Genomic DNA, 20,691 nt, shown 5'->3' with positions numbered 1-20,691 from the left:
CGACTGGTGGCGACGCTCATCCCCGCGCCGCCACCAGCCGGTTCGGTGGGGTCAGGCGACGGCCTTGGTGCCGTTCGCCTTGTACGCCGCGATGTGTGCCTCGCGCTCGGCGTCGGTCATCTCGTTCAGCAGCACGTTCGGGCTGTTGAACGTGTTGCCGCGGACGTCGTCGAGGGTCCACATCTTCTTCGGGTCGTCCAGGTCCAGGTGCGGCTGCCCGATCAGGGTCTTGCCGTCGTCGCGGACGTAGCCGAGGTCGGAGACGATGTCGGCCAGGTCCTTGCCGTGGTGCAGCGTCTCCCATTCGCGGAAGCCGGTCAGGCGACCCATGTTCGGGGTCGGCCGGCCGTCGTACTCACCGCGGAACGCGACCGCGTCGGTCCAGTAGCACGTCTCGGAGCAGTAGGTGCGCCACTGGCCGTCGACCTTCTCGGTCACCATGTCCTCGTGGATCAGCGCCGGCACCATGCAGGTCCAGCAGCGGTGCGGGTACTGGTAGCCGACGTCCTCGAACGCGATCGGCTTGTTCCGGCCCGGGTAGGCCAGCCGGTTGTAGTTCTCCCACCACTTGCCGTACTTCGAGTACCAGCCCGGGTACTTGTCCTCGAACCACTCGAAGTCCTTGTCGGTCATGGCGTCGATCCGCCAGTAGTTGACCGGCCAGCCGGTGGCGAAGAACCGTGCGACCTCGTGCACGTAACCCTTGTCCACGATCCGCTTCCAGGCCTCTTCGACCAGGTCGTGCGGGATGGTGAGTCCGTACTTCTCCAGCGGCAGCAGGTAGCTGCGGTAGTAGTCGTCGTAGATCCACCGGCGCCACATCTCCGCATAGCTCTCACGGTCCTTGCGACGGTCCTTGGTGCCGTACTCGATGAACGTGCCGATCGCCGCGTCCACGACACAGTGGTTGTTCCACCACGCGTACCGCAGGTCGCGCTCGAGCAGCGGCCGGTTGCGCTCGTCGGCCAGCGCCATCAGCAGGATCGAGTACCCGTTGCTGATGTGCCGCGACTCGTCGGACTGGACCGAGTGGAAGACCGTCGGCAACAGGTAGTCGCCGTTGGCCGCGGCCTCGTCCGGCATGGCCACGAACAGCGTGTTCGTGAAGGCCGTCTCGGCCACCACGGTCAGGTAGATGTTCGCCGCGGTGATCGCGTCACCGGTGATGAACCCCTCACCGAACTGCCGGCCGATGGTGCCCGCGTAGTTGTTCGCGAACGCCTTCTCGGTCATGTCGAACCCGGCCGGGTCGATGTAGTTGTTCATGTACAGCTTCTTGAGGTTCATCTGGATCGTCGAGTGCCGGACCTCGTCGATCATCTGCACCGCGAGCCCGTTGTGGATCTCCGGGTTCGGTACGGCGTCGATCGCCATCGGCATCGCCCGGGCCGCGGAGATCTCCGGGAACGGGATGATGCTGAGGAACAGCTTCTGCCACTCCAGCCAGCGCTGCTGGACCTGGCGGAACATGTTTCCGCGGATGGCGCCGTCCATGGCGCCGTACACACGGTTGTCCTTCTCCTCCTCCATCGGGAAGTAGGACCGCATGATCTGCTTCAGCGGGTCCTTCTTCGGCGCCTTCTCGAAGGTGTAGTCAGTCCCGAACCGGGTCGCCGGGGTGGCGAAGGTGGGTTCCCACGAGAGTTCGGTGATCTTGGCATGCGCCTTGGTGAGACTCTGCCTGCTCAATGTCTGCCTCCAGGGTCGGGAGCCGGCTTCTGCCCGGCTCCAGCGGTACGGCTGAGCTGCGTTCCAGGCATGAAAGCCGCACCGACGGGGGCGTTCTGTCTCAATGTGAGACGCGAGTCACAAGCTTGCCAATTACCGTTGGTCGTGTTCTTCTCTCGAAGAGTCAGCCGAGTGGAAGGAGCTGACCATGGCCCCCACACCCGCCGTCCGGGACTCCATCCGGATGTCCTGGCAGCGCTCGGAGGCGTCCCTGGTCGACACCGACCGGCCCGCGCCTGCCTACTTCGACGGCCTCGACCTCGGCACCACGCTGGCCCGCGCGGCCCGGCCGGTGATCGACGCGCTGGCCTCGGAGCTCACCAATGAGCCCGTGTGCATCATCCTGACCGATGCCCGCGGCATCGTCCTGGACCGTCGCGGCGGCGACAAGACACTGATCCGCCGGCTCGACTCCGTCCAGCTGGCACCCGGTTTCCGGTACGCCGAGTCCGAGGTCGGGACCAACGGGATCGGCACCGCGCTCGAGGTCGGCGGCCCGATCCTGATCGACGGCGCCGAGCATTACACCGGTGTACTGCGCGGCTTCTCGTGCGCCGGGGCGCCGATCACGCATCCGGTCACCGGCGGCCTGCTCGGGATCCTGGACATCACCACCCAGGCGAAGAACTCCAACGCGATCCTGCTGTCGTTCGCCAAGCTCTCGGCCCGGCGGATCCAGGAACGCATCCTGGAGGAGGCCAACGCCCTCGACCAGGCGCTGCTGACCGAGTACTACGCGGTCTGCCGGCACACCGGCGGTTCGGTGATCGCCCTCGGCGACGAGGTCTTCATGATCAACGCCCATGCCCAGCAGCGCTTCGACTCCACCGACCAGGCCGCGCTGATCGACCGGACCCGGGACGCCCGCGGCGGGACCAAGCCGGTCACGTTCCTCGCCGACCTGCCCAGCGGGATCAACGCCCGGCTGGCGTACCAACCGACATTCCTCGGCGACGCTCTGGCCGGCGGGATCGTGCAGATCAAGGAGCAGCGGTCCGGACCGCGGTCGACCGGTGGTGGAAGGATCCCGTCGCTCCCCGGCATGACCGGGACGAGCGCGCTGTGGCGGCACACGACGCAGGAGGTGCTCGACGCTTGTCGCCGGGCGGAGTGGCTGGTCGCCGAAGGTGAGCCGGGTTCAGGCAAGTTGACTCTGCTCCGCGCGGTGCACGACTACAGTTCGCCCGGCCGGCGGCTCGCGGTGCTCGACGCCGACGATCAGGCTGATCTGCTCGCGTCCGCCACCAGCGAACTGGACTCCGGCTCCGATCTCATCATCCGGAACGCCCACCTGCTCTCCGCGGAGGTCATCCAGGGTCTGGTCGACCTCCTGCAGTCGGTGCGCGACAGCTCGGTGGCCCGGGAGCCGTGGGTCGCGCTCACCCTGCTGACCGGACAGTCACGCGGCCAGGACGAGCTCGGTACCCAACTGCTGCGGTTCTTCCCGCGGACTGTCGCCGTACCTCCGCTGCGTCATCACCTCGAGGACATCCCGGTCCTGGTGCGGTACCTGCTCGGGCGGGCCGGCATCACCGGCGTGACGGTGTCCGGGGCCGCACTCAACCAGCTGATGCGGCTTCCGTGGGCAGGCAACGTGACGCACCTGCGCAAGGTCCTGACCGACGTAGCCCGCCGCCGCCGCTCCGGCGTCGTCGAACTCGAAGACCTCCCCGCCGAATGCCACGCCACCACCCGCCGCCACCTCACCCGGATGGAAGCCCTGGAACGCGACGCCATCGTCGGCGCCCTCGCCTCCCACCACGGCGACAAAACCGCCGCCGCCTCCGCCCTCGGCATGTCCCGAGCCACCATCTACCGAAAAATCCGCGACTACGGCATCGTCACCTGACCCACGCCGTCAGTCTGCTGAGCTCTCCAAGCTGGACCCCGTAACCGGAGCAACTTATCCGGTGGGTTGTCGCGTCTCTCTTGGTGAGGCGGCGGCTGAAGGGGGTCTGGGGTGGGTTCGCGGCATAGGGGTAGTGGGGTTGGGCTGGCTGTTGTTTGTGTGGTGGTGTGTGCGGTGGCGTTTGCCGGGGCGATCAGGGTGTTGATGCCTGGTGGGCGGGAGAAGGCCACGGTGGTGTCGGCGGATCCGACTCCGAGTGCGGTGGTGCGGAGTACGCCGTCTCCTAGTGCGGTGAAGTCGACGCCGGTTGCTCCGAATGGGACGTATGCGTGTCCAGGGTTCAGTGGGATCGAGGCGGACGTACCGCTCGCGATGATGATGCGGGATACGTTTGCCTGGGGCAATGATCCGGCCTACAAGGTGGGCGACGGCTCCGGGGACATCCGGTGGCGATCCGACCCGTACCACAAGCCGAGTTGGTACATGTGGCTGCATTCGTTGCGGTGGTTGGGGCACGGGATCATCGCGGCCCGGACCGGCGACCGCAAGGCGATGACGCATACGACGGCGATCATCCGCGACTGGGTGAAGGACAACCCGTACCCGTGGAAGGGCGACGTCGGCGCGTGGGAGTCGACCATGCATCGCACCAACGTGCTGATCTGTGCCCGCCAGGCCGTGCTGTCCGGACTGCATGTCCGCAAGCTGCCGGCGCAGTACGCCTGGCTCGACGAGTCCCTGCTCGACCACGCGCGGTTCATGACCGAGAACTGGAGCGGGCCCTCGAACCACGGGACGGACGAGAGCATCGCGATGTTCGGCGTCGGCTGCACTCTCGGCCGTAGCGACCTGAAGGACCGGGCGGCCGAACGGTTGACCAAGGCAATCACCACCGCGATCGACCCGCAGGGATCGACGAACGAGCAGTCGATCGGGTACGCGATGTTCAACTACCAGCTGTGGGGCAAGGCGGTCACCGCACTGCAACGCTGCGGCGCCGATCCGGGATCCGTCATCGAGCAGCGACGACACGCGCTCGCTGAGTTCCTCGCGCTCGCCACCACTGCAGCTGGTGAGATCCCGCAGGTCGGCGACGCGGAACGCCAGAAGCCGCAGGCCGCGGCCGGTACGTCGCTGGAGTACGCCGCCACCCTCGGGGCACGCGGCACGAAGCCGCCCAAGCGGACCGCGATCTTCGACGCCGGCTACGTCTTCGGCCGGACCGGATGGGGCGAGACGAGGCCGTTCACGCAGGAGTCGACGTACAGCATCCGGTTCGGGGCTGCGCGCCGGTACCACGGCCACGACGACCACATGTCGATCACCTACAACTCGCATGGCCGCGACATCCTGATCGATCCGGGCCACCCCGGATACCAGCTCGACAAGTGGCAGGAGTGGACCAGGAGCCAGGCATCCCACAACGTGATGACGATCCCGTCCGCCAAGGGCGCGCCGGTCGAGACCACGCTGCTCAGCGCGGCGATGGCACCGACCTCGGAGTACTACGAGTTCCGCGACACACCCGCGGCCGGGGTGGAACGGACCAGGGACGTTCTCGTGCTGAAGGATCCCGATCTGATCGTCACGCTGGACCGCGGTGAGTCGAACACCAGTCAGCGCTACGAAACGTTGTGGCACCTGGCGCCGGGCCAGAAGGTGACAGTGCAGTCCCCGACCACGGCGGTCGCCGCGAAACCCGGTGACGGCACGAAGACGTACTTGCTGCAGATCCCTTACGGGCAACAGCTTCCGGCCGACGCGATCACAGTCGAGCAGGGCAAGCAGGATCCCGTCCAGGGCTGGTACTTCCCCGACATCTTCCACCACGTGCCGGCTCCCGTGGTCGAGTTCAACCGCAGCGGACCGACCGCCTCGATCCTGTCGGCCGTCGTACCGGCCGCAGCCGGCGAGAAAGTTGCCTTCAGCACCAGAACCGTGGGATCGATGCTGCTGGTCGACCTGACCGTCGGCGCGCGCCAGACCACCGTCCGGGTGACGCCGAGCGGCCGCCTGTCCCGGATCCGCTGAGTCCAGATCCGGTCATCCCTCGTGGCGTCATCGGTAAACGTTTGCCATGATGGTCCGGTGATCTATGAACTGAACCATGTCGGTGGTCGTGTCCAGGATCTGGATGCGAGCTTGGCCTTCTACTCCGGGATCGGCGCCGAGGTGGTCGACCGGTTGTTCATGAGCGGCCCGCGAGTCCATCGGGTGCACATCCAGCTGGCGACCGGGCTGGTGGAACTGCTCCACAACGAGGAGGTCGACCCGGACGCGGCGTACGGGCTGAACCACGTCGGGTTCATGACGGACGACCTGGACGGTGACTACGCCCGGCTGATCGGAGCCGGGTACGCCGAGCTCAGCACGCCGAGGGTGGCGGGCAGCGGCCAGGGCCGGCTCGCATTCCTCTCCGATCCGAACGGCGTACGCGTCGAGCTTCTCCAGCGGTCGGAGGAGTTTCGCGTCCCGCCGATCACGTCGGGACCGGTCAGCCGGCTGTCGTACATCGCGCTGGACGCACCGGACCTCGACGCCGCCGTCGAGTTCTACGGCGACCACCTCGGCATGGACCGGGTGCCGTCCGGCGAGGCCGACGCGGCGTACTTCCGGATCGGCGCGGACGCCGTGAAGCTGTGCAAGTCTTTGCCGCCGGCAAGCACCCACGTCAACCACCTCGGTCTGGCGGTGGCCGAGCCGCGGCCGGACGCCCACGACCCGGACGGGAACCGCGTCCTGTTCCTGCCCGGAGCTGAGTGACCGCCAGTCGTGAAAGTGAACTGAAAGAGCGGTCTGCGAGTCTCACTTCCTGAGCACGTCGGGGAGGGATTCGTGAAGCGACCGTCATTCGTCGAGGCCGCGCTGGCCCTCGCCCGCTCCTGGCTGTCCCCCACTGGCCCGGAGCGGGACGCCCCTCCCCCTCCAGCCGCCGCGAACGGCGACCGGCCGGAGGAGGACGACGAGGTACGCCGCTGACACCTGTCGTCAGATGAGCTCGGGGGTGAGGTCGGGGTCGGGCATGTCGGGGTCGAAGGGGAACATGGGGCGGTCGATGCCGTGGTGGCCGAGGCTGATGAGGTCCTGGTTGACGCCGCCTGGGGTGAGGGCGAGGAGCCAGTCGGCGGCCATCGCGTACAGCTCGGGCTCGAGGTAGCCGATCTTGACGATGACGAGGTCGGCGTCGCGCGGCGCCAGTCCAAGGGCCACGAAGTCGGACTCGATGTGGTACGGCTTGCGGCGCATGGTCACGATGACGTGCAACCCGCCGACCGCGAGCGCCACCGCGCCCGCAGTGGTGTCGATCCCGGTCACCCGGCCGGTCAGAGCAACCGGACCGCACGGCTCGGAGTCGATCTTGCCGCCCACCTCGACGCTGATCGTCGCGCCGACACCGGCCTCCATCGCCGCCGTGGTCACCTCGGGGTCGACGATCGCCGCGTAGATCGTGGTCAGCTCGGACTCGGTGATCGCCGGCATGCGCAGCAGTTTGTCCAGGGTCCACGAGGTGTCTCCCGCCCCGCCGGCTGTCGGGTTGTCGCCGGAGTCGCTGATGTAGAACGGCCGGGCCGTCGACGCGAGCGCCTGGTCAAGGCACTCGCCGAGCGTGCCGGTCGGCGCGACGAACTCGAACTTGTCGTGCGCGTCCCAGTAGGCGTCCGCGAGCCGCTTCGCCTGAGCGGTGATCACCTGCTCGTCGTCGCCCATCACCACGACCGCCGCCTGGCAGCGCGGCTCGTCCGCCCACGCGTACCCGACCCAGATCGCCGCGTCCAGTACGCCGTCCATCGCCTCGACCTCGTCGACCTGCGCATAGATGCTCTTGGCCGGTTCGATCCTGGTGCTGGTCTTCTCCCCCGGCAGCAGCACCGGCACCTGCACCCACGCCTTGAGCGGCCGGCCGGCCGAACGCAACCGTGCCACCAGGTTGCGTGCCGCGCGCTCCTTGGTGTCCCACGCGTCGGTGTGCGGGGCCTTGCGGTAGCAGGTGGCGAGATCGAGCAGCCCGATCAACTCGCGCGACATGTTGCCGTGAAGATCCATCCCGGTCGAGAGAAGTACGTCGGGACCGACGATCCGGCGGATCCCCGCGACGAGGTCGGCCTCGATGTCGGTCCGGCCGATCACGCTCATTGCGCCGTGCATGTCGACGAAGACGCCGTCCAGCTGTCCCGCCTCACCCAGGCGCTCGTAGATCTCGGCCGCGAGCTCGTCGTACACCTCTGGTACGACGGGACCGCCAGGGACCGCGCGGGCGTGCAGCAGTGGCACCCACTCGACGCCCTCGGTCAGCGGCTTGCCCGGCGCGAGGAAGTCGTACCGACCGAGCAGTTCGTCGCCGCGGGTCACGTGGAAATCGTCCAGCCTGGTCCGATGCGGCGAGAACGTACTCGACTCGATCGCGATCCCCGCGATCCCGATCCGCAACCGCCCGGACTCCGCTGATGAGCTCACAGAATTGCTCCTTCATGTGTACGACGCTGCCTTCGCACACAATTCTGCGCTCTCTCGCTCCTGCAAGCGAGGGCTTCAGAACCTCGGCCTCGGTAGGATCGGGGCATGGATTCCTTCTATTGACTCGAACCCCACCGCGTCGCCGTGGTCCTGATCGACTTCCAGAACGACTTCTGCAGTCCGGACATCGCCGGTGACGGACCGCCCACCAACACGAGCAATGCCGCCGCCGCACTGCGGGCCAACGAGTTCGCCCGGAAAGCGGCCGAGCTGGGTGCTCGGGTGGTGTACACCCAGCAGGTACTCGACCTGGACCGCCTGACCGAACGCCAGCGCCGCTGGGAACGTGCGGACGGCCTCTGCGCCGCCGGCTCCTGGGGTGCCGAGCTGTTCATCCCGCCGGTTCCGGGCTCCGACGTCATCGTCTAGGACCGCTTCGACTCCTGGCAGAGCGAGTCGTTCGTGGAGTTCCTGTCCGCCAACGACATCGACGGCCTGGTCATCTGCGGCGTCGAGCTCGTCTGCTGCGTCCTCTACGCGATCCTCGGCGCGTCAGAGCGCGGCTACCACTACCTCGTCGCGCCCGACCTGGTGTCCGGGCAGGACTTCGGCGACGAGACCGACAACCGCGCCGTCCGCGAGTTCCTCCGGTTCAACCAGCCGGACCGTCTGGTCGAGTCCGCCGACATCCTGGCCCGATGGCGTGAAGCGGCTCGCACCTGAGGGTCAGGTGCGAGCCGCGGGTACGCCGGTCAGCGCGGGATGGCCTTGGTGGCGTCGAACCACTGGGACGTGGCGCGCGGGTCCTTGGGCAGGGTGAGGGATTCGGCGATCTTGCGGAGCTGGGCCTTGTCGGCCTTGCCGCCGAGGAAGCGGATGGTGATCGCCACGCCGTTGCGCTCCATCCGCAGTCCGTTGTCCGGGCCTGGCTCGTAGAGCGGCTTGCCGTTCTTCTGCGCGTTCACCAGATCGTCCCAGGTGAACCACGCGTTCCAGCCGTCGATCTTCAGGTCCGCGGGGTCCTCTGCCAGCCGCTTTGAGTGCAGGTTCCAGAACTTGTCGGTGCTGTACCTGATCTCGAGATCATCGCCCAGTCAGTCGAGCTTCGACGGATGGTGCGCGAGCGGCGTGACCTGGACCCGCATGTACGGGAAGAGCGGGAGGCTGGAGAGCAGGTCGTGCAGGGTGTCGTTGGACGGTACGTCGAAGATGCTGAAGTTGGCGTACTCGCCGACGATCCGCCACAGCTGCGGCCAGACACCGGCCCGCTGGAGCTCGAGCGCCCGGGCCTTCTCCCGGGCCACCAGGTCGGCGCGGACTTCGGGGTCCAGGTCGGGTGGCAGTGAGACGTCCATCCGAACGTGGAACAGCATGCCTCAAACCTCCCGGGTCAGGCCGGTACGACGGAGCGCGGCGACGGCATCGTGGTCGAGTTCGACGCCCAGGCCGGGCCCATCGGGCAGATGTAGCGAGCCGTCCTCGTAGCGCAGCGGCGTACGGAGGATCTCTTCCGCGAAGAGCTTCGGCCCGAACAGTTCACTCCCCCAGGTGACGCCGGGGGCAGCACAGGCCAGGTGCAGAGAGGCGGCCGTGCCGATGCCGGTCTCGATCGACGTACCGCCGTGGCACGGGATCCCTGCGGCAGCGGCGATCGCGACGATGTCTCTGGCCCGACGCAGGCCACCGACCTTGGTGGTCTTCATCGACCACACGTCGGCCGCCCGCAACCGCACCAGCCGCAACGCATCGACCGGCGTACGCAGGCTCTCGTCCGCCATCACCGGGATTGGCAGCAGCGCGTTGAGCTCCGCCAGCGCCTCCACCTGCTCCCCCGGCACGGGCTGCTCGATCAGTTCGACACCGGCCGCGGCGAGGCGAGGCAGGTAGGTCTTGGAGGTGCTCAGATCCCACCGTGCGTTGAGATCCACGCGAACGCCGGACGATCCGCACAGCTTCTCCGCGATCGCGCAGACCCGGCGGGTGTCGGCTTCGGGATCGAGGGCACCCATCTTCAGCTTGAAGGTCCGGTGCTCACCGGACTCCAGCTTGGCGAGTGCTTCCTCGACCACGAGGTCCTCGGGTTCCGCCCCGAGCGCCCAGGTCACGTCGATGCTCGTCCGCGCGAGCCCGCCGAGCAGCGTGTGCACGGGTACGCCCAGCACCCGCGCCCACGCGTCGTGCAGGGCGACCTCGACCGCGGTCTTGGCGTAGAGGTTCGCGTTCACGTGGTCGGCGATGTCCTGCCACACCTCTTCGATCCGGTCGACGCGCCGCCCCGGCAGCAGCGGGGCGACGTACGTGTCGAGCGTGACCTTCATCGACTCGACCGACTCACCGCCCCACCACGGCCCGCCGGGGACGACACCTTCGCCCACACCCACAACCCCGCCGCGGGTGTGGACGAAAGCCAGCAGCACCGGCTGGGCCGTCATCGTGACGCGGGCGAACTTGTGCGGCCGGCGCAGCGGTACGTCGATGATGACGGTCTCGAGCCGGTCGATGACGAGATCGTCGTCCGAGCTGGGCATCACGCCGGTTCGAGCTCGAAGTCGTACGACGCCCGCCGGGTACCGGTGCCGTCGTCGGCCGGGTTGAGGATCAGCTCCGGCTTGGTCGCCTCGGCGACGTCGGAGTCCAGCCAGTCACCACCGGCGAAGTACAGCTGCGTCGTCACCGTGCGGTGGCCGTCGGCGCGCACCATCAGGTGCAGGTGCGCGGGACGCCACGGGTGCCATCCGGCCGCCTCGATCAGCTTGCCGGTCGGCCCGTCGGTCGGGATCTGGTACGGCGCCGGCTGCACGGTCCGGATCGAGAACTTGCCCTCGGCATCGGTCTCCACCACACCGCGCAGGTTGCCGAGCGGGATGTGCGGCGCGAAGCCCGAGTAGTAGCCGTCGGCATCGGCATGCCAGATCTCGACGTCCGCGCCGGCCAGCGGCGTACCGTCGAGGTCGCGGACCTGACCGGACAGCACCAGCGGCTCACCTTTCTCGTCCGGCCGGTGCGGCAGCTCGCACTCCGCCGCCAGCCGGGTCTGGTCGGGCAGGTAGTACGGCCCGAGGATCGAGCCTTTGGTCCCGTGCTGCGCGTCGGCCGCGACTTCCTCGACGACGTGCTCGACGAAGACGTCCATGAACAGCGGCCACTCACCGACCTCGCCGACCTCCATCAGCCAGGCCTTGGCGGCCTGGAACTCGGGGTAGGTCACAGCATTCGCGCGGATCGCGGCGTGCACGCCCTGCAGTACGGCGGTCACGACCGTGCTCACGCGTTCCGGAGACGCGCCGGCGCTCGTCAGCGCCGCGGCCTTGAAGTTCGAGCTCGCGCTGGCGCCGGAGCCGGCGGCGGTCGGGGAATCCTGCATGGTGGTCATGATGCTCTCCTTCAGCGGTTCAGGATCCGGCTGACGTCGGTCGGGTTGATCAGGTCGGGGACGGTCCAGCCGTCCAGGTCGTACTCGTCGAGCATGGTCTCGGCGAAGCCCTTCATCGCCGCGGTCTGGCCCTGCGCCTCGGCGGCGAACAGGATCTCGGCCTTGACGTTCTCGTGGTTGCCCGAGTAGTTCCGCTCGTACAACTCGTGCCGGCCGCCGAACTCGGTGCCGACCGAGTCCCACAGCGCCTTCATCAGCTTGGTCCGCTCGACCGCGTCGTAGCCGTTCGAGCCGCGCACGAACCGGTCCAGGTACGGGCGTACCTCGGGGGTCTTGAAGTCGACCGCGTTGGAGTTCAGGTAGATCAGGCCGGACGCGACGTCCTGCTGGATGATCTCTTTCACCCGCGGGTAGCCGGTGATCATGAACTGGCGGTAGATCAGGCCGTAGTCCAGCTTCGGCAGCACACTGCCGTTCGGCCCCTCGTCCGGGTTCAGCGCCATCGCGTCGGCCAGCGCGCGGAACAGGTTGCGCCAGCCGATCACCTCGCCGGCCCGGGTCTGCACGCCGCGGAAGTCCTTGCTGCCGGTGCATTCGAGGGCCTTGAGCAACAGTCCGGCGATGAAGTCGAGCTTCACCGACAGCCGGATGCAGCCGTGGAAGGTGAACCGCGGGATGAACCCGGACTGCGGGAAGAACCCGTTGATCTTGTCCACGTCGCCGTACAGGAAGATGTTCTCCCACGGCACCAGCACCTTGTCGAAGACGAAGATCGTGTCGTTCTCGTCCAGCCGGCTGGACAGCGGGTAGTCGAACGGGCTGCCCATCACGTCGGCCTGCATCGTGTACGACGGCCGGCAGATCAGCTTCACGCCCGGGGAGTCCATCGGAACCGTGCAGATCAGCGCGTATTCCTTCTTCTTGATCGGCAGGCCGTAGTGCGCGATGAAGTTGTAGTTGGTGATCGCCGAACCGGTCGCCACCACCTTCGCGCCGGACACGATCACGCCGGCGTCGGTCTCCTTCTCCACCCGCATGAAGATGTCGCCGGCCTCGTCCGGCGGCAGGTTGCGGTCGACCGGCGGGTTGATGATCGCGTGGTTCCAGTACAGGACCTTCTCCTGCGACTCCTTGTACCAGCGCTTCGCGTTCTCCTCGTACGGCGCGTAGAACTCGGTGTTGCCGCCGAGCGTGCCGAGGAAGCTGGCCTTGTAGTCGGGGCTGCGGCCCATCCAGCCCCAGGTCTGGCGAGCCCAGTGCTCGATGGCGATCCGGTCGCGCTGCAGGTCGGCGGAGCTGTGCGGCGTACGGAAGAACGGATGGGTGTAGCCACCGTTGCCGGTGTCGGTCGGGACGGTGATCTTGTCCTTGGTCGCGGGGTCGTGCAGAGCGTCGTACAGGCGGGCCGTCATCCGGGTCGGATTGCGGAACGCCGGGTGTTCGGTGACGTCCTTGACGCGTTCGCCGTAGATCCAGATCTCGCGGTCGTCGCGGATCGAATCGAGGTACTCCGCACCGGTCATCGGCCGGGTCGTCGGCGCGGTGTCCGGCGAGGCCGGGGAGGCCGTGGTCGTGGTCATGGAAGGTCCTTTCAGGCAAGGGCGAGGGGTGTGAAGACGGCGCTGGCGTTGAACCAGCCGTGATCGGGGCAGTCCAGCGAGCCGGACCAGTGCACTCCGGTCTCGGGCGGGCGGAGGCGGCCGAACCGGCCGCCGTGGAACAGCAGCGGTTCGCGGGCGGTGATGCCGACCGCGGTCACCTCACCGATCACGATGAGGTGGTCGCCGCCGTCGTACGTCCGCCAGGGCCGGCACGAGATCGTCGTGGCCGCGCCTTCCAGCAGCGGAGCGAGCGGACCGTCGACCCAGCCGGGGGCGCGGTCCGCGGGGCGCCCGGCGAAGTGCCAGGCGACATCGAGTTGGTCGTCGGCGAGCACGTTGATCGCGAACGGCTTGCCGGTCAGGTACTGACAGGCCTTCGAGGTCCGGTTCAGCGTGACCTGCGCCAGCGCCGGTTCGAGCGAGACCGCGGTGAAGGCGTTCACGGTGGCGCCGTGCGGACCGCCGTCGTCGCTGACGCAGGTCACCACGGTCACGCCGGTGGCGAACTGCCCGAAGGCGTTGCGCAGTTCTCGTGCATCCATCTGGGGGTCACCTCCAGGTGTTGTACGCTCTGCGTACATTTCGTACGCTTGGCGTACACCACGACCATGGAGTCCTCGCGGGTGACTGTCAAGGGCTCAACAATTTTCGTGAGGGAGAATGACGCGCATGACCGCGGAGGGCAGTGAGCGCGACTACGTGCAGAGCATCGAGCGCGGGTTCGCCGTCCTGCTCGCCTTCGACGCCGAGCACCCGAATCCGACCCTCGCGGAGGTCGCCACGGCGACCGGGCTCTCCCGCCCGGCGGTCCGCCGGATCCTGCTCACACTGCAACGCCTCGGGTACGTCGTCGCGAACGGCAGCCGGTGGTCACTGACGCCCCGCGTGCTGACGATCGGCCAGCACTACGCGGCCACCCACGGCTTCGTCGAGACGGCGCAGCCGCATCTGCTCCGGCTCGCCGAGGCGACCCAGGAGTCCGCTTCGCTCGCTCAGCTCGACGGCAGCGAGGTCGTGTACGTCGCCCGGGTCCAGGTCCGCCGGATCATGAGTGTCGCCGTCGATGTCGGCAGCCGCGTTCCGGCGTACGCGACCTCGATGGGCCGCGTGCTCACCGCCTGGGCGGAGGCGTCGGTCGTGGACGCCGTCATCGCCGGCGGTCTGCGGCGCCTGGCCCACCGGACGATCACCGATCCGACCACGTTCCGGGACGCGCTCCATCGAGTCCGCAAGCAGGGGTACGCCGTCGTCGAGTCGGAACTCGAAGACGGGCTGCTGTCTGCCTCGGTCCCGGTGCGTGATCAGCACGGCGACGTACTGGCGGCGCTCGCCTACTCGACGACGGCCGGGCGGATGACAGCCGAGCAGGTGGTCGACAAGGTGGTGCCGCTCATGCTGGAGACGGCCAAGGCGATCAGCGACGATCTCCGGCTGGTCGGGAACCACGCACCGCTGCCGTCGATCCCTGCTCGCGACGGATTCTTCTGAGCAACACCTCCAGCGCTCGCTGGAGTGGCGGCGCATCGTCGTCGGCGCGCGTCGCCACAGCCAGCTCGACCGTGAGCTTGCCAGTCAACGGCCGGTACGCCGCTCCTGGCACCTGGAGTTCCGCGACCGACGCAGGCACGACCGCGACGCCGAGGCCGGCCGCCACGAAGGTCACCAACGTCGACGTCTCGGCGACCTCGTGCCGGATCCGCGGTTCGAACCCGGCGACGCGGCAGAGCTCCAGAACCGTCCCGTGCATCACCGACCGCCCGGAGCCGGCGTGCATGACGAAGTCCTCGGCGGCCAGGTCCTGCAGCCTCAGCCGTTTGCGTGCGGCCAGCCGATGTCCTTCGGGTACGGCGACGATCAGCCGCTCGGAGCGCACGGTCTGCACGAGCAAACCTGCCTCGTCGACCGGACGGCGGAGCAGGCCGAGGTCGATCTGACCCGCCTGCAGTGCGGCGACCTGAGCAGGCGCGAGCATCTCGCCTTGCACTGCCACCTCGACGCCGGGCAAGTCTTCGCGGAGTTGACGCACCAGCGGCGGCAGCAGGCTGTACGTCGCTGAGCCGACGCACCCGATCACGAGCCGGCCCTGAGAACCCGCCGCCACTCGTTGGGCCTCGTCCGTTGCCGCCGCGACCGCTGTCAGGATCTCCTGGGCGCGGACGAGGTACGTCTCCCCCGCCGCGGTCAGCTCGACGCGGCGCGTGGTCCGCTGAAGCAGCCGCAGTCCGAGCTCGTCCTCCAGTTGCCGGATCTGCTGGGACAACGGCGGTTGGGCCATATGCAGGCGAGCCGCTGCGCGGCCGAAGTGCCGTTCCTCGGCGACGGCGACGAAGTACCGCAGATGTCGGAGCTCCATCGATTCATACTCGCAGAGTCTTGATCACGCCGAAATGGATACTTCTCGCTCTTGGTCCGACCGCCTACGGTGAGGCGATGAACGCCGTTGACCATGTCGTCACCGGCCGTGCCGGCGGGCCGGTCGTCGTACTGTCCAATTCCCTGGGCGCCAGGTGGTCGATGTGGGATGCCAATCTCGCGGCGTGGGAGGAGCACTTCCGCGTCGTGCGGTACGACACCCGCGGTCATGGGCGCTCCGCCGGTCCTGCGGGGCCCTACACGATCGACGATCTGGCCGACGACGTGATCGCTCTGCTCGATCGGCTCGGCGTCGAGCGCGCGCACTTCGTCGGCCTGTCCCTCGGCGGCATGACCGGGCTACGACTCGCGGCCCGCAACCCTGAGCGGATGGATCGGCTCGTGGTGCTGTGCACCGGCGCGCGACTCGAACCGGTGCAGGCGTGGACGGACCGCGCGGCGACCGTCCGTGTGCATGGCGCGGGTGCGATCGCGGAGGCCGTCGTACGGCGATGGTTCACGCAGGCGGATCCCTTGCTGCGCAAGGAATGTGAGGAGATGGTCGGCTCGACCGCCGCGGAAGGCTATGCCGCGTGCTGTGAGGCGATCGCGACGATGGACCTGCGGCCCGACCTGCCCGCGATCACCGCGCCCACGCTGGCGATCGCGGGTGCTGACGATCCGGCGACTCCGCCGTACCACTTGGAGCAGATCGTGACCACGGTCGCCGACGGCCGGCTGATCGTCGTCCCCGGGTCCGCACACTTGGCGAACGCGGAACGGCCGGACGTGATCACGCCGGCCGTCACCACCCACCTCACCGCGGGGTGACCCGGATGACCGGATACCGCCTGCGGGCCGTCTGCTGCTGGCTCATGACGCGATCTCGTTGATGCGAACGGTGTTTCCGGCGGGGTCGCGGAACACGCAGTCCCGGGCGCCCCACGGCTGCATTGTCGGTTCCTGCTCGACGGTGGCACCGGTCTTCCTGATCCGCTCGAAGGTGCCGTCCAGGTCCGCGGTGGCCAGGATGATGACGCCGTAGGTGCCCTTGGCCATCATCTCGGTGATCGCCGTCCGCTCGTCGTCGCTGTTCGTGCCGAGCGGGTGCAGCACGATCGATGTGTCGGGCTGCCCGGGTGGGCCGACGGTGATCCAGCGCTGCTGGCCGGAACCTACGTCCAGCCGGATCTCGAAGCCCAACGCGTCGCGGTAGAACGCAACTGACGCTTCCGCGTCCTCATGTGCCAGGAAACTCGCTTGAATGGTGATGTCCATGACAAAGACGCTACGAGCCGGCCAGCCGCTGGTGCTTCTTGATTCCTGATCGGTTGAACGACGTCAGACCTTGCGTACGTAGGCCTCGGTGGAGTCCACAGGGTGGCCGGTCGCGTCAGTGACCTCGAGTTTGCGGAGTGGTTGCTGGTCTCTGGTGTCGAGCAGCACCGAGTGCGGTTCCTCCGGCTCGAAGAGATGGTCCTCACCCCATTGCCTGAGGCTGACCAGAATGACGAACAGGTCCCGCCCCTTGCTGGTCAGCGCGTACTCGCGGTAGGCGCTGCCGTCCGCGGCGGGAACAACCTCGAGGATCCCCTGCGCGACCAGGTCGCGCAGCCTCGACGACAGGATGTTCTTCGCCAGCCCGAGGTTGCGCTGGAACTCGCTGAACCGGCTGATGCCGTCGAAGGCGTCCCGGATGATGAGCAGCGACCAGCGGTCCCCGATGACGTCCGCCGTCCGGGCGACCGGGCACTCCGCCCCCTCGTGCGTCACACGCCGCGGCATCCGCGACCCCTTTCCTCACCACTGGAGATTCCCGCGAACAAGTGGTTGCAAGTATAAACCAGGTCCTCTACGCTCCCAGAATCGGTTTCAAGTTGAAACCAGATTTGCGTGAGGAGGATCGTCATGACGGCACAGGTAGAGGGCACGGCCGACCAGCGAGTGAGTCCGGTGCGGGTCGCGGTCGTGCAGTTCGAGCCGCGGGTCGGAGTCGAGAATCTGAAGTCGAACGCCGTGGCGGTGGAGCAGCGGCTGACGGCCGCGGCGGACGCGGGAGCCGGCCTGATCGTGCTGCCCGAGCTCGCGACCACGGGTTATGTGTTCGAGACCCGCGAGGAGGCCTTCGGCCACGCCGAGCAGGTTCCCGACGGTCGCACGGTCGAGTCGTTCGCGCGGATCGCGGCCGAGCGAAACGTCTACATCGTCGGCTGTGTGGCCGAGCGGGCCGGCGAGAAGCTCTACGACACCGCCGTCCTGGTCGGTCCCGAGGGTTACATCGGCCGGTACCGCAAGACCCACCTGTGGAACACCGAGAAGCTGTGGTTCACGCCGGGCGACGAAGGATTCTCGGTGTTCGACACCAAGATCGGCCGGATCGGACTGCTCGTCTGCTGGGACATCTGGTTCCCCGAGACCGCGCGGATCGTGGCACAGCTGGGCGCGGACATCATCTGCATCCCGACCGGTTGGGTCTGGACACCACCGCCGCTGTACGACGCGAGCGGTGTCTGCATGGCGGCGTACCTGACCATCACCGCCGCCCACGCCAACAACGTCTTCATCGCCACCGCGGACCGGATCGGCCAGGAGCGCGGCGCCGGGTTCATGGGGAACTCCCTGATCGCGGGCACGAACGGCTGGCCGATCGACCGGATCGCCGGCCCGGACGAGGACACGATCGTCTACGCCGACATCGATCTGACGGCGTCCCGGACCGCGCCGATCTGGAACCAGCTGAACGATCTGCATCGCGACCGCCGTACCGATCTCTACGACCAGATGCTCGGCTACAACCGCAGCGCTCCGCTGCCGCGGTGACGCCATGACGACAGTCCGCGGTACGACGAACCTGCTGCGCACCCGCTGGATCACACCCGCCGTGGCCGTGCTGGGTTGCGTCCTGCTGATCGCCTTGGCGGCCTGGACGGTTGGCCAAGTCATTCGTGGTACCGCAGCTCACTCGTGGGACGGCGACTACGCCGATCCGGAGGCGCTGATCTCCTGGTTGGCCGGATCAATCAGCGAACCGCAGTTCTACGCGGTGGCTCCCGCCGGTGCCTTCCTGCTCGTCGGCGGGTTGCTGGGTCACCTTGCGCACCGGAGGTCGTGGCGCTGGCAGGGATTCGTCCAGGCGTGCGGTTCGGGGCTGTGGCCTTGGGCGGTCGGCAGCGCGCTCGCCGGCTTGCTGCTGGGGAACCTCGCGTGGGGCTGGACGCTGGCGCCCGGTAGCTGGCAGCCATTGTTCGTGCCGCTGGTCTCGGTGGCGCCGGCGATGGTCGTCCTCTACGGTCCTGGGTGGAGGGTCGCTGTGACGGCGGCGACCTTCGGAGCTCTCCTGACCCCGCCGGCCTCGATCCTCGTGGTCGAGTACGTCTGCAAGCCGTGGGACCTTCCGCCCGTCGTCGGTGCGACCACCGGGATGTGGCTCGCGGCGATCGTGGCCTTCCGGCTGTGCCGCGGCCTGCCCTGGATGCCTGCTCCCGGCGCATGGCGCGCGGGCACGCCGGGCAGCGCCCCGGCCAGAGGTCTGCTGTGGGTTCCTCGCCGTGCCTTGGCCGACTTCAGCGAGGCACAGTTCTTCGGCAACGAGTGGGCCAGCGCGGCGCTGATCCTCGGAGCCGTCGCCGCCCAACTGATCAGCCCCGCCGGCATCGCGTACGGGTCGGGCCTGTTCCTGGCCGTCCTCATCAGCCAGATCCTCACCGCCTTCGCCGGAGTACTCATCTGGCGGCGACGCTGGGAGGCGCACGGCTTCTACCCGACTTTCGTGCCGGTCGTTTCTGTGGCGCCGGCCGTCGTACTCGCCTTCGGCGGAACGGCCCAGGCCATCGTGGTGGGTGCGTTGGCCGGCGCACTCATCTCTCCACCGGTCGCGGCCGCCATCTCGGCCCGCTTGCCGGCCACCGTCCATCCGTTCATCGGGAACGTCGCCTCAATGACCATCTGTACGGCGTTGCTGGTGCCGCTGCTCGATCTCTTCCCGGGATTCACTTCATGACCTCAACCACGGAACGCCTGCCCACCATCGCCGGCCTCGCGCGAGCGCTCCGCGACCGCGAGACGTCCGCCAGCGCCTTGACCGACGCGGCCTTGCGCCGTACCCACGAGCTGAACCCGACGCTGAACGCGTTCACCCTGATCGACGACGAGGGCGCGCGGAGGGCGGCGCGGGCAGCGGACGAACAGCTTGCCTCGGGCATCGATCTTGGCCCGCTGCACGGTGTGCCGGTGGCGATCAAGGACCTGATCGACATCGCCGGACTGCCCACCACCTGTGGATCCGCGACGTCCTTCGGTGCCACGGCGGATGCTGACGCCGAGGTCGTACGGCGGTTGCGCGACGCCGGGGCTGTCATGATCGGAAAGACCACGCTGCATGAGTTCGCTTACGGTGCGACCGGTGACCGCTCTGTTCACGGTGCCTCACGCAACCCGGCCGACCCCAGCCGGATGTCCGGCGGCAGCAGCGGCGGAAGTGCGGTCGCGGTGGCGTCCGGCATGGTGCCACTCACGGTGGGCACGGATACCGCCGGCTCGGTCCGTGTGCCGGCAGCCCTCTGCGGGGTCGTCGGGCTGAAGCCCGCGTATGACGCCATCCCCAGCACGGGCGTTTACCCCTTGGCCCCGTCGCTGGATCATGTCGGGCTCTTCGGGGCAACCGCCGAGGACGTCCTGATCGAGTACGAGGCACTCAGCAGCCGGCACGTCGTGCCACGCGGCGGCGAGCGACTCGGGGTCGGGTGGATCCCGCCCGGTGATCTCGCTGTGGCGGACCTACGCATCGAGGAGCTGACCCTGGATCTCGTCACGCGTGCGCCTTTTTCCGTGGCGACCGTGCGCGGTTTCCCCAAGAATCACGACTTGTTCGAGGTCTTCTCGACGCTCCAAGGTCGCGAGGCGTACCAAGTGCACGAACACCACCTCGACGACGACCGGGACCGCATCGACCCGGAGGTCGTTGCCCGGCTCGATCGCGGCAAGGACATCTCCGCAGCGCAGTACGCCGAAGCCGACGACGCCCGCCGCGAGTTCCGTGCCACGGTCGACGAGCTGTTGTCGGCGTACGACGTACTGGCTTTGCCGACTGTGCCGACCGTTGCGCCACTCTTGGGCGATCGCCGAATCACCGTGGCCGGTACCGAGCTCGAAGTACGCGCGGCTCTGCTTTCCCTGACCAGTCCCTGGAACCTGGCCGGCGTACCGGCGCTCAGCGTGCCCGCCGGCCGGCTCGACGGGCTGCCGGTCGCCGTTCAGCTTGTCACGGCCCCCGGCAACGAGCACCTCATGTTCCAGGCGGCGCAGGCACTCGAAACCACCAGTATTTGAAGGAA

Annotated in this window: 20 protein-coding genes and 1 pseudogene; 10 read left to right on the top strand and 11 right to left on the bottom strand. The window is 68.0% G+C overall.

Annotated features, from left to right (window positions below):
- Positions 1–51 precede the first annotated feature (51 nt).
- Complete coding sequence (locus tag E0H75_RS19915) at positions 52–1,689, bottom strand: ferritin family protein (RefSeq protein WP_131515078.1); 1,638 nt, start codon at positions 1,687–1,689, stop codon at positions 52–54.
- A 187-nt stretch (positions 1,690–1,876) separates the two neighbouring features.
- Here E0H75_RS19915 and E0H75_RS19910 point away from each other — a divergent pair, with 187 nt between their 5' ends.
- The 4 genes from E0H75_RS19910 (at position 1,877) to E0H75_RS43130 (ending at position 6,556) form a co-directional block, all read left to right on the top strand.
- Entirely contained in the window at positions 1,877–3,577 is a 1,701-nt protein-coding gene (locus E0H75_RS19910) for a sigma-54-dependent Fis family transcriptional regulator (protein ID WP_202873061.1), read from the top strand.
- 174 nt (positions 3,578–3,751) lie between these two features.
- On the top strand, positions 3,752–5,608 hold the full coding sequence (locus tag E0H75_RS19905) for a heparinase II/III domain-containing protein (protein WP_131515077.1): 1,857 nt from the start codon (positions 3,752–3,754) through the stop codon (positions 5,606–5,608).
- A 57-nt stretch (positions 5,609–5,665) separates the two neighbouring features.
- Positions 5,666–6,340, top strand: coding sequence for a VOC family protein (locus E0H75_RS19900; RefSeq protein WP_131515076.1), 675 nt, complete (start codon positions 5,666–5,668; stop codon positions 6,338–6,340).
- Positions 6,341–6,412: 72 nt separating this feature from the next.
- A complete protein-coding gene (locus E0H75_RS43130; protein WP_165553860.1) occupies positions 6,413–6,556 on the top strand; it encodes a hypothetical protein in 144 nt (47 codons plus the stop codon).
- A gap of 9 nt (positions 6,557–6,565) precedes the next feature.
- Here the strand turns inward: E0H75_RS43130 and E0H75_RS19895 are convergent, their stop codons facing one another.
- On the bottom strand, positions 6,566–8,032 hold the full coding sequence (locus tag E0H75_RS19895; RefSeq protein WP_202873060.1) for a M81 family metallopeptidase: 1,467 nt from the start codon (positions 8,030–8,032) through the stop codon (positions 6,566–6,568).
- 144 nt (positions 8,033–8,176) lie between these two features.
- On the opposite strand from E0H75_RS19895, the pseudogene E0H75_RS44195 reads away from it, so the two are divergent.
- Positions 8,177–8,755, top strand: a pseudogene (locus tag E0H75_RS44195) (cysteine hydrolase family protein).
- 29 nt (positions 8,756–8,784) lie between these two features.
- On the opposite strand, the gene E0H75_RS19880 reads toward E0H75_RS44195, so the two are convergent.
- The 6 genes from E0H75_RS19880 to E0H75_RS19855 all read right to left on the bottom strand — a co-directional run bounded on the left by E0H75_RS19880 (position 8,785) and on the right by E0H75_RS19855 (position 13,548).
- The gene (locus E0H75_RS19880; protein ID WP_131515073.1) at positions 8,785–8,997 is read right to left on the bottom strand and encodes a hypothetical protein; all 213 of its coding nucleotides are present in this window, start codon (positions 8,995–8,997) and stop codon (positions 8,785–8,787) included.
- Between the two features lie 129 nt (positions 8,998–9,126).
- On the bottom strand, positions 9,127–9,405 hold the full coding sequence (catC, locus tag E0H75_RS19875) for a muconolactone Delta-isomerase (RefSeq protein ID WP_131515072.1): 279 nt from the start codon (positions 9,403–9,405) through the stop codon (positions 9,127–9,129).
- A 3-nt stretch (positions 9,406–9,408) separates the two neighbouring features.
- The gene (locus E0H75_RS19870) at positions 9,409–10,560 is read right to left on the bottom strand and encodes a muconate/chloromuconate family cycloisomerase (RefSeq protein ID WP_131515071.1); all 1,152 of its coding nucleotides are present in this window, start codon (positions 10,558–10,560) and stop codon (positions 9,409–9,411) included.
- On the bottom strand, positions 10,560–11,405 hold the full coding sequence (gene catA / locus E0H75_RS19865) for a catechol 1,2-dioxygenase (RefSeq protein ID WP_131515070.1): 846 nt from the start codon (positions 11,403–11,405) through the stop codon (positions 10,560–10,562). The genes E0H75_RS19870 and catA overlap by 1 nt, the downstream gene beginning before the upstream one ends.
- Positions 11,406–11,416: 11 nt before the next feature.
- A complete protein-coding gene (locus E0H75_RS19860) occupies positions 11,417–12,985 on the bottom strand; it encodes a 4-hydroxyphenylacetate 3-hydroxylase family protein (protein WP_131515069.1) in 1,569 nt (522 codons plus the stop codon).
- An 11-nt stretch (positions 12,986–12,996) separates the two neighbouring features.
- Positions 12,997–13,548, bottom strand: a complete 552-nt coding sequence (locus tag E0H75_RS19855; RefSeq protein WP_131515068.1) for a flavin reductase family protein — start codon at positions 13,546–13,548, stop codon at positions 12,997–12,999.
- Positions 13,549–13,675: 127 nt separating this feature from the next.
- Between E0H75_RS19855 and E0H75_RS19850 the strand changes: the two genes are divergently transcribed.
- Entirely contained in the window at positions 13,676–14,494 is an 819-nt protein-coding gene (locus E0H75_RS19850) for an IclR family transcriptional regulator domain-containing protein (RefSeq protein ID WP_238163147.1), read from the top strand.
- Here E0H75_RS19850 and E0H75_RS19845 read toward each other — a convergent pair.
- Positions 14,421–15,359, bottom strand: coding sequence for a LysR substrate-binding domain-containing protein (locus E0H75_RS19845; RefSeq protein ID WP_131515066.1), 939 nt, complete (start codon positions 15,357–15,359; stop codon positions 14,421–14,423). The two genes, E0H75_RS19850 and E0H75_RS19845, sit on opposite strands and share 74 nt — an antisense overlap.
- A gap of 77 nt (positions 15,360–15,436) precedes the next feature.
- Between E0H75_RS19845 and pcaD the strand changes: the two genes are divergently transcribed.
- The gene (gene pcaD, locus E0H75_RS19840) at positions 15,437–16,189 is read left to right on the top strand and encodes a 3-oxoadipate enol-lactonase (protein WP_131515065.1); all 753 of its coding nucleotides are present in this window, start codon (positions 15,437–15,439) and stop codon (positions 16,187–16,189) included.
- Between the two features lie 42 nt (positions 16,190–16,231).
- Here pcaD and E0H75_RS19835 read toward each other — a convergent pair whose 3' ends face one another.
- Together E0H75_RS19835 and E0H75_RS19830 are read right to left on the bottom strand one after the other, a co-directional pair.
- Positions 16,232–16,636, bottom strand: coding sequence for a VOC family protein (locus E0H75_RS19835; protein WP_131515064.1), 405 nt, complete (start codon positions 16,634–16,636; stop codon positions 16,232–16,234).
- 63 nt (positions 16,637–16,699) lie between these two features.
- A complete protein-coding gene (locus E0H75_RS19830) occupies positions 16,700–17,143 on the bottom strand; it encodes a winged helix-turn-helix transcriptional regulator (protein WP_131515063.1) in 444 nt (147 codons plus the stop codon).
- Between the two features lie 123 nt (positions 17,144–17,266).
- Here E0H75_RS19830 and E0H75_RS19825 point away from each other — a divergent pair, with 123 nt between their 5' ends.
- Genes E0H75_RS19825 through E0H75_RS19815 form a run of 3 tightly spaced genes read left to right on the top strand, consistent with a single transcriptional unit; the run spans position 17,267 to position 20,686 of the window.
- Positions 17,267–18,178, top strand: coding sequence for a nitrilase family protein (locus tag E0H75_RS19825; protein WP_131515062.1), 912 nt, complete (start codon positions 17,267–17,269; stop codon positions 18,176–18,178).
- Positions 18,179–18,182: 4 nt separating this feature from the next.
- Complete coding sequence (locus E0H75_RS19820) at positions 18,183–19,358, top strand: hypothetical protein (protein WP_131515061.1); 1,176 nt, start codon at positions 18,183–18,185, stop codon at positions 19,356–19,358.
- Entirely contained in the window at positions 19,355–20,686 is a 1,332-nt protein-coding gene (locus E0H75_RS19815; protein WP_131515060.1) for an amidase, read from the top strand. The genes E0H75_RS19820 and E0H75_RS19815 overlap by 4 nt, the downstream gene beginning before the upstream one ends.
- Positions 20,687–20,691 lie beyond the last annotated feature (5 nt).

This window comes from Kribbella capetownensis (assembly GCF_004331485.1).
Classification (GTDB): domain Bacteria; phylum Actinomycetota; class Actinomycetes; order Propionibacteriales; family Kribbellaceae; genus Kribbella; species Kribbella capetownensis.
Note: the sequence above shows the minus strand (reverse complement) of the source record. Positions and strands in the feature narration are given on the sequence as shown.

What these genes read in the sequence shown, in the direction of transcription:
- E0H75_RS19910 (WP_202873061.1), top strand. Translation starts at nt 1,877, where the DNA reads ATGGCCCCCACACCCGCCGTCCGGGACTCCATCCGGATGTCCTGGCAG.
- catC (WP_131515072.1), bottom strand. Translation starts at nt 9,405, where the DNA reads ATGCTGTTCCACGTTCGGATGGACGTCTCACTGCCACCCGACCTGGAC.
- E0H75_RS19870 (WP_131515071.1), bottom strand. Translation starts at nt 10,560, where the DNA reads ATGCCCAGCTCGGACGACGATCTCGTCATCGACCGGCTCGAGACCGTC.
- catA (WP_131515070.1), bottom strand. Translation starts at nt 11,405, where the DNA reads ATGACCACCATGCAGGATTCCCCGACCGCCGCCGGCTCCGGCGCCAGC.
- E0H75_RS19860 (WP_131515069.1), bottom strand. Translation starts at nt 12,985, where the DNA reads ATGACCACGACCACGGCCTCCCCGGCCTCGCCGGACACCGCGCCGACG.
- E0H75_RS19855 (WP_131515068.1), bottom strand. Translation starts at nt 13,548, where the DNA reads ATGGATGCACGAGAACTGCGCAACGCCTTCGGGCAGTTCGCCACCGGC.
- E0H75_RS19850 (WP_238163147.1), top strand. Translation starts at nt 13,676, where the DNA reads ATGACCGCGGAGGGCAGTGAGCGCGACTACGTGCAGAGCATCGAGCGC.
- E0H75_RS19845 (WP_131515066.1), bottom strand. Translation starts at nt 15,359, where the DNA reads ATGGAGCTCCGACATCTGCGGTACTTCGTCGCCGTCGCCGAGGAACGG.
- pcaD (WP_131515065.1), top strand. Translation starts at nt 15,437, where the DNA reads ATGAACGCCGTTGACCATGTCGTCACCGGCCGTGCCGGCGGGCCGGTC.
- E0H75_RS19835 (WP_131515064.1), bottom strand. Translation starts at nt 16,636, where the DNA reads ATGGACATCACCATTCAAGCGAGTTTCCTGGCACATGAGGACGCGGAA.
- E0H75_RS19830 (WP_131515063.1), bottom strand. Translation starts at nt 17,143, where the DNA reads ATGCCGCGGCGTGTGACGCACGAGGGGGCGGAGTGCCCGGTCGCCCGG.
- E0H75_RS19825 (WP_131515062.1), top strand. Translation starts at nt 17,267, where the DNA reads ATGACGGCACAGGTAGAGGGCACGGCCGACCAGCGAGTGAGTCCGGTG.
- E0H75_RS19820 (WP_131515061.1), top strand. Translation starts at nt 18,183, where the DNA reads ATGACGACAGTCCGCGGTACGACGAACCTGCTGCGCACCCGCTGGATC.
- E0H75_RS19815 (WP_131515060.1), top strand. Translation starts at nt 19,355, where the DNA reads ATGACCTCAACCACGGAACGCCTGCCCACCATCGCCGGCCTCGCGCGA.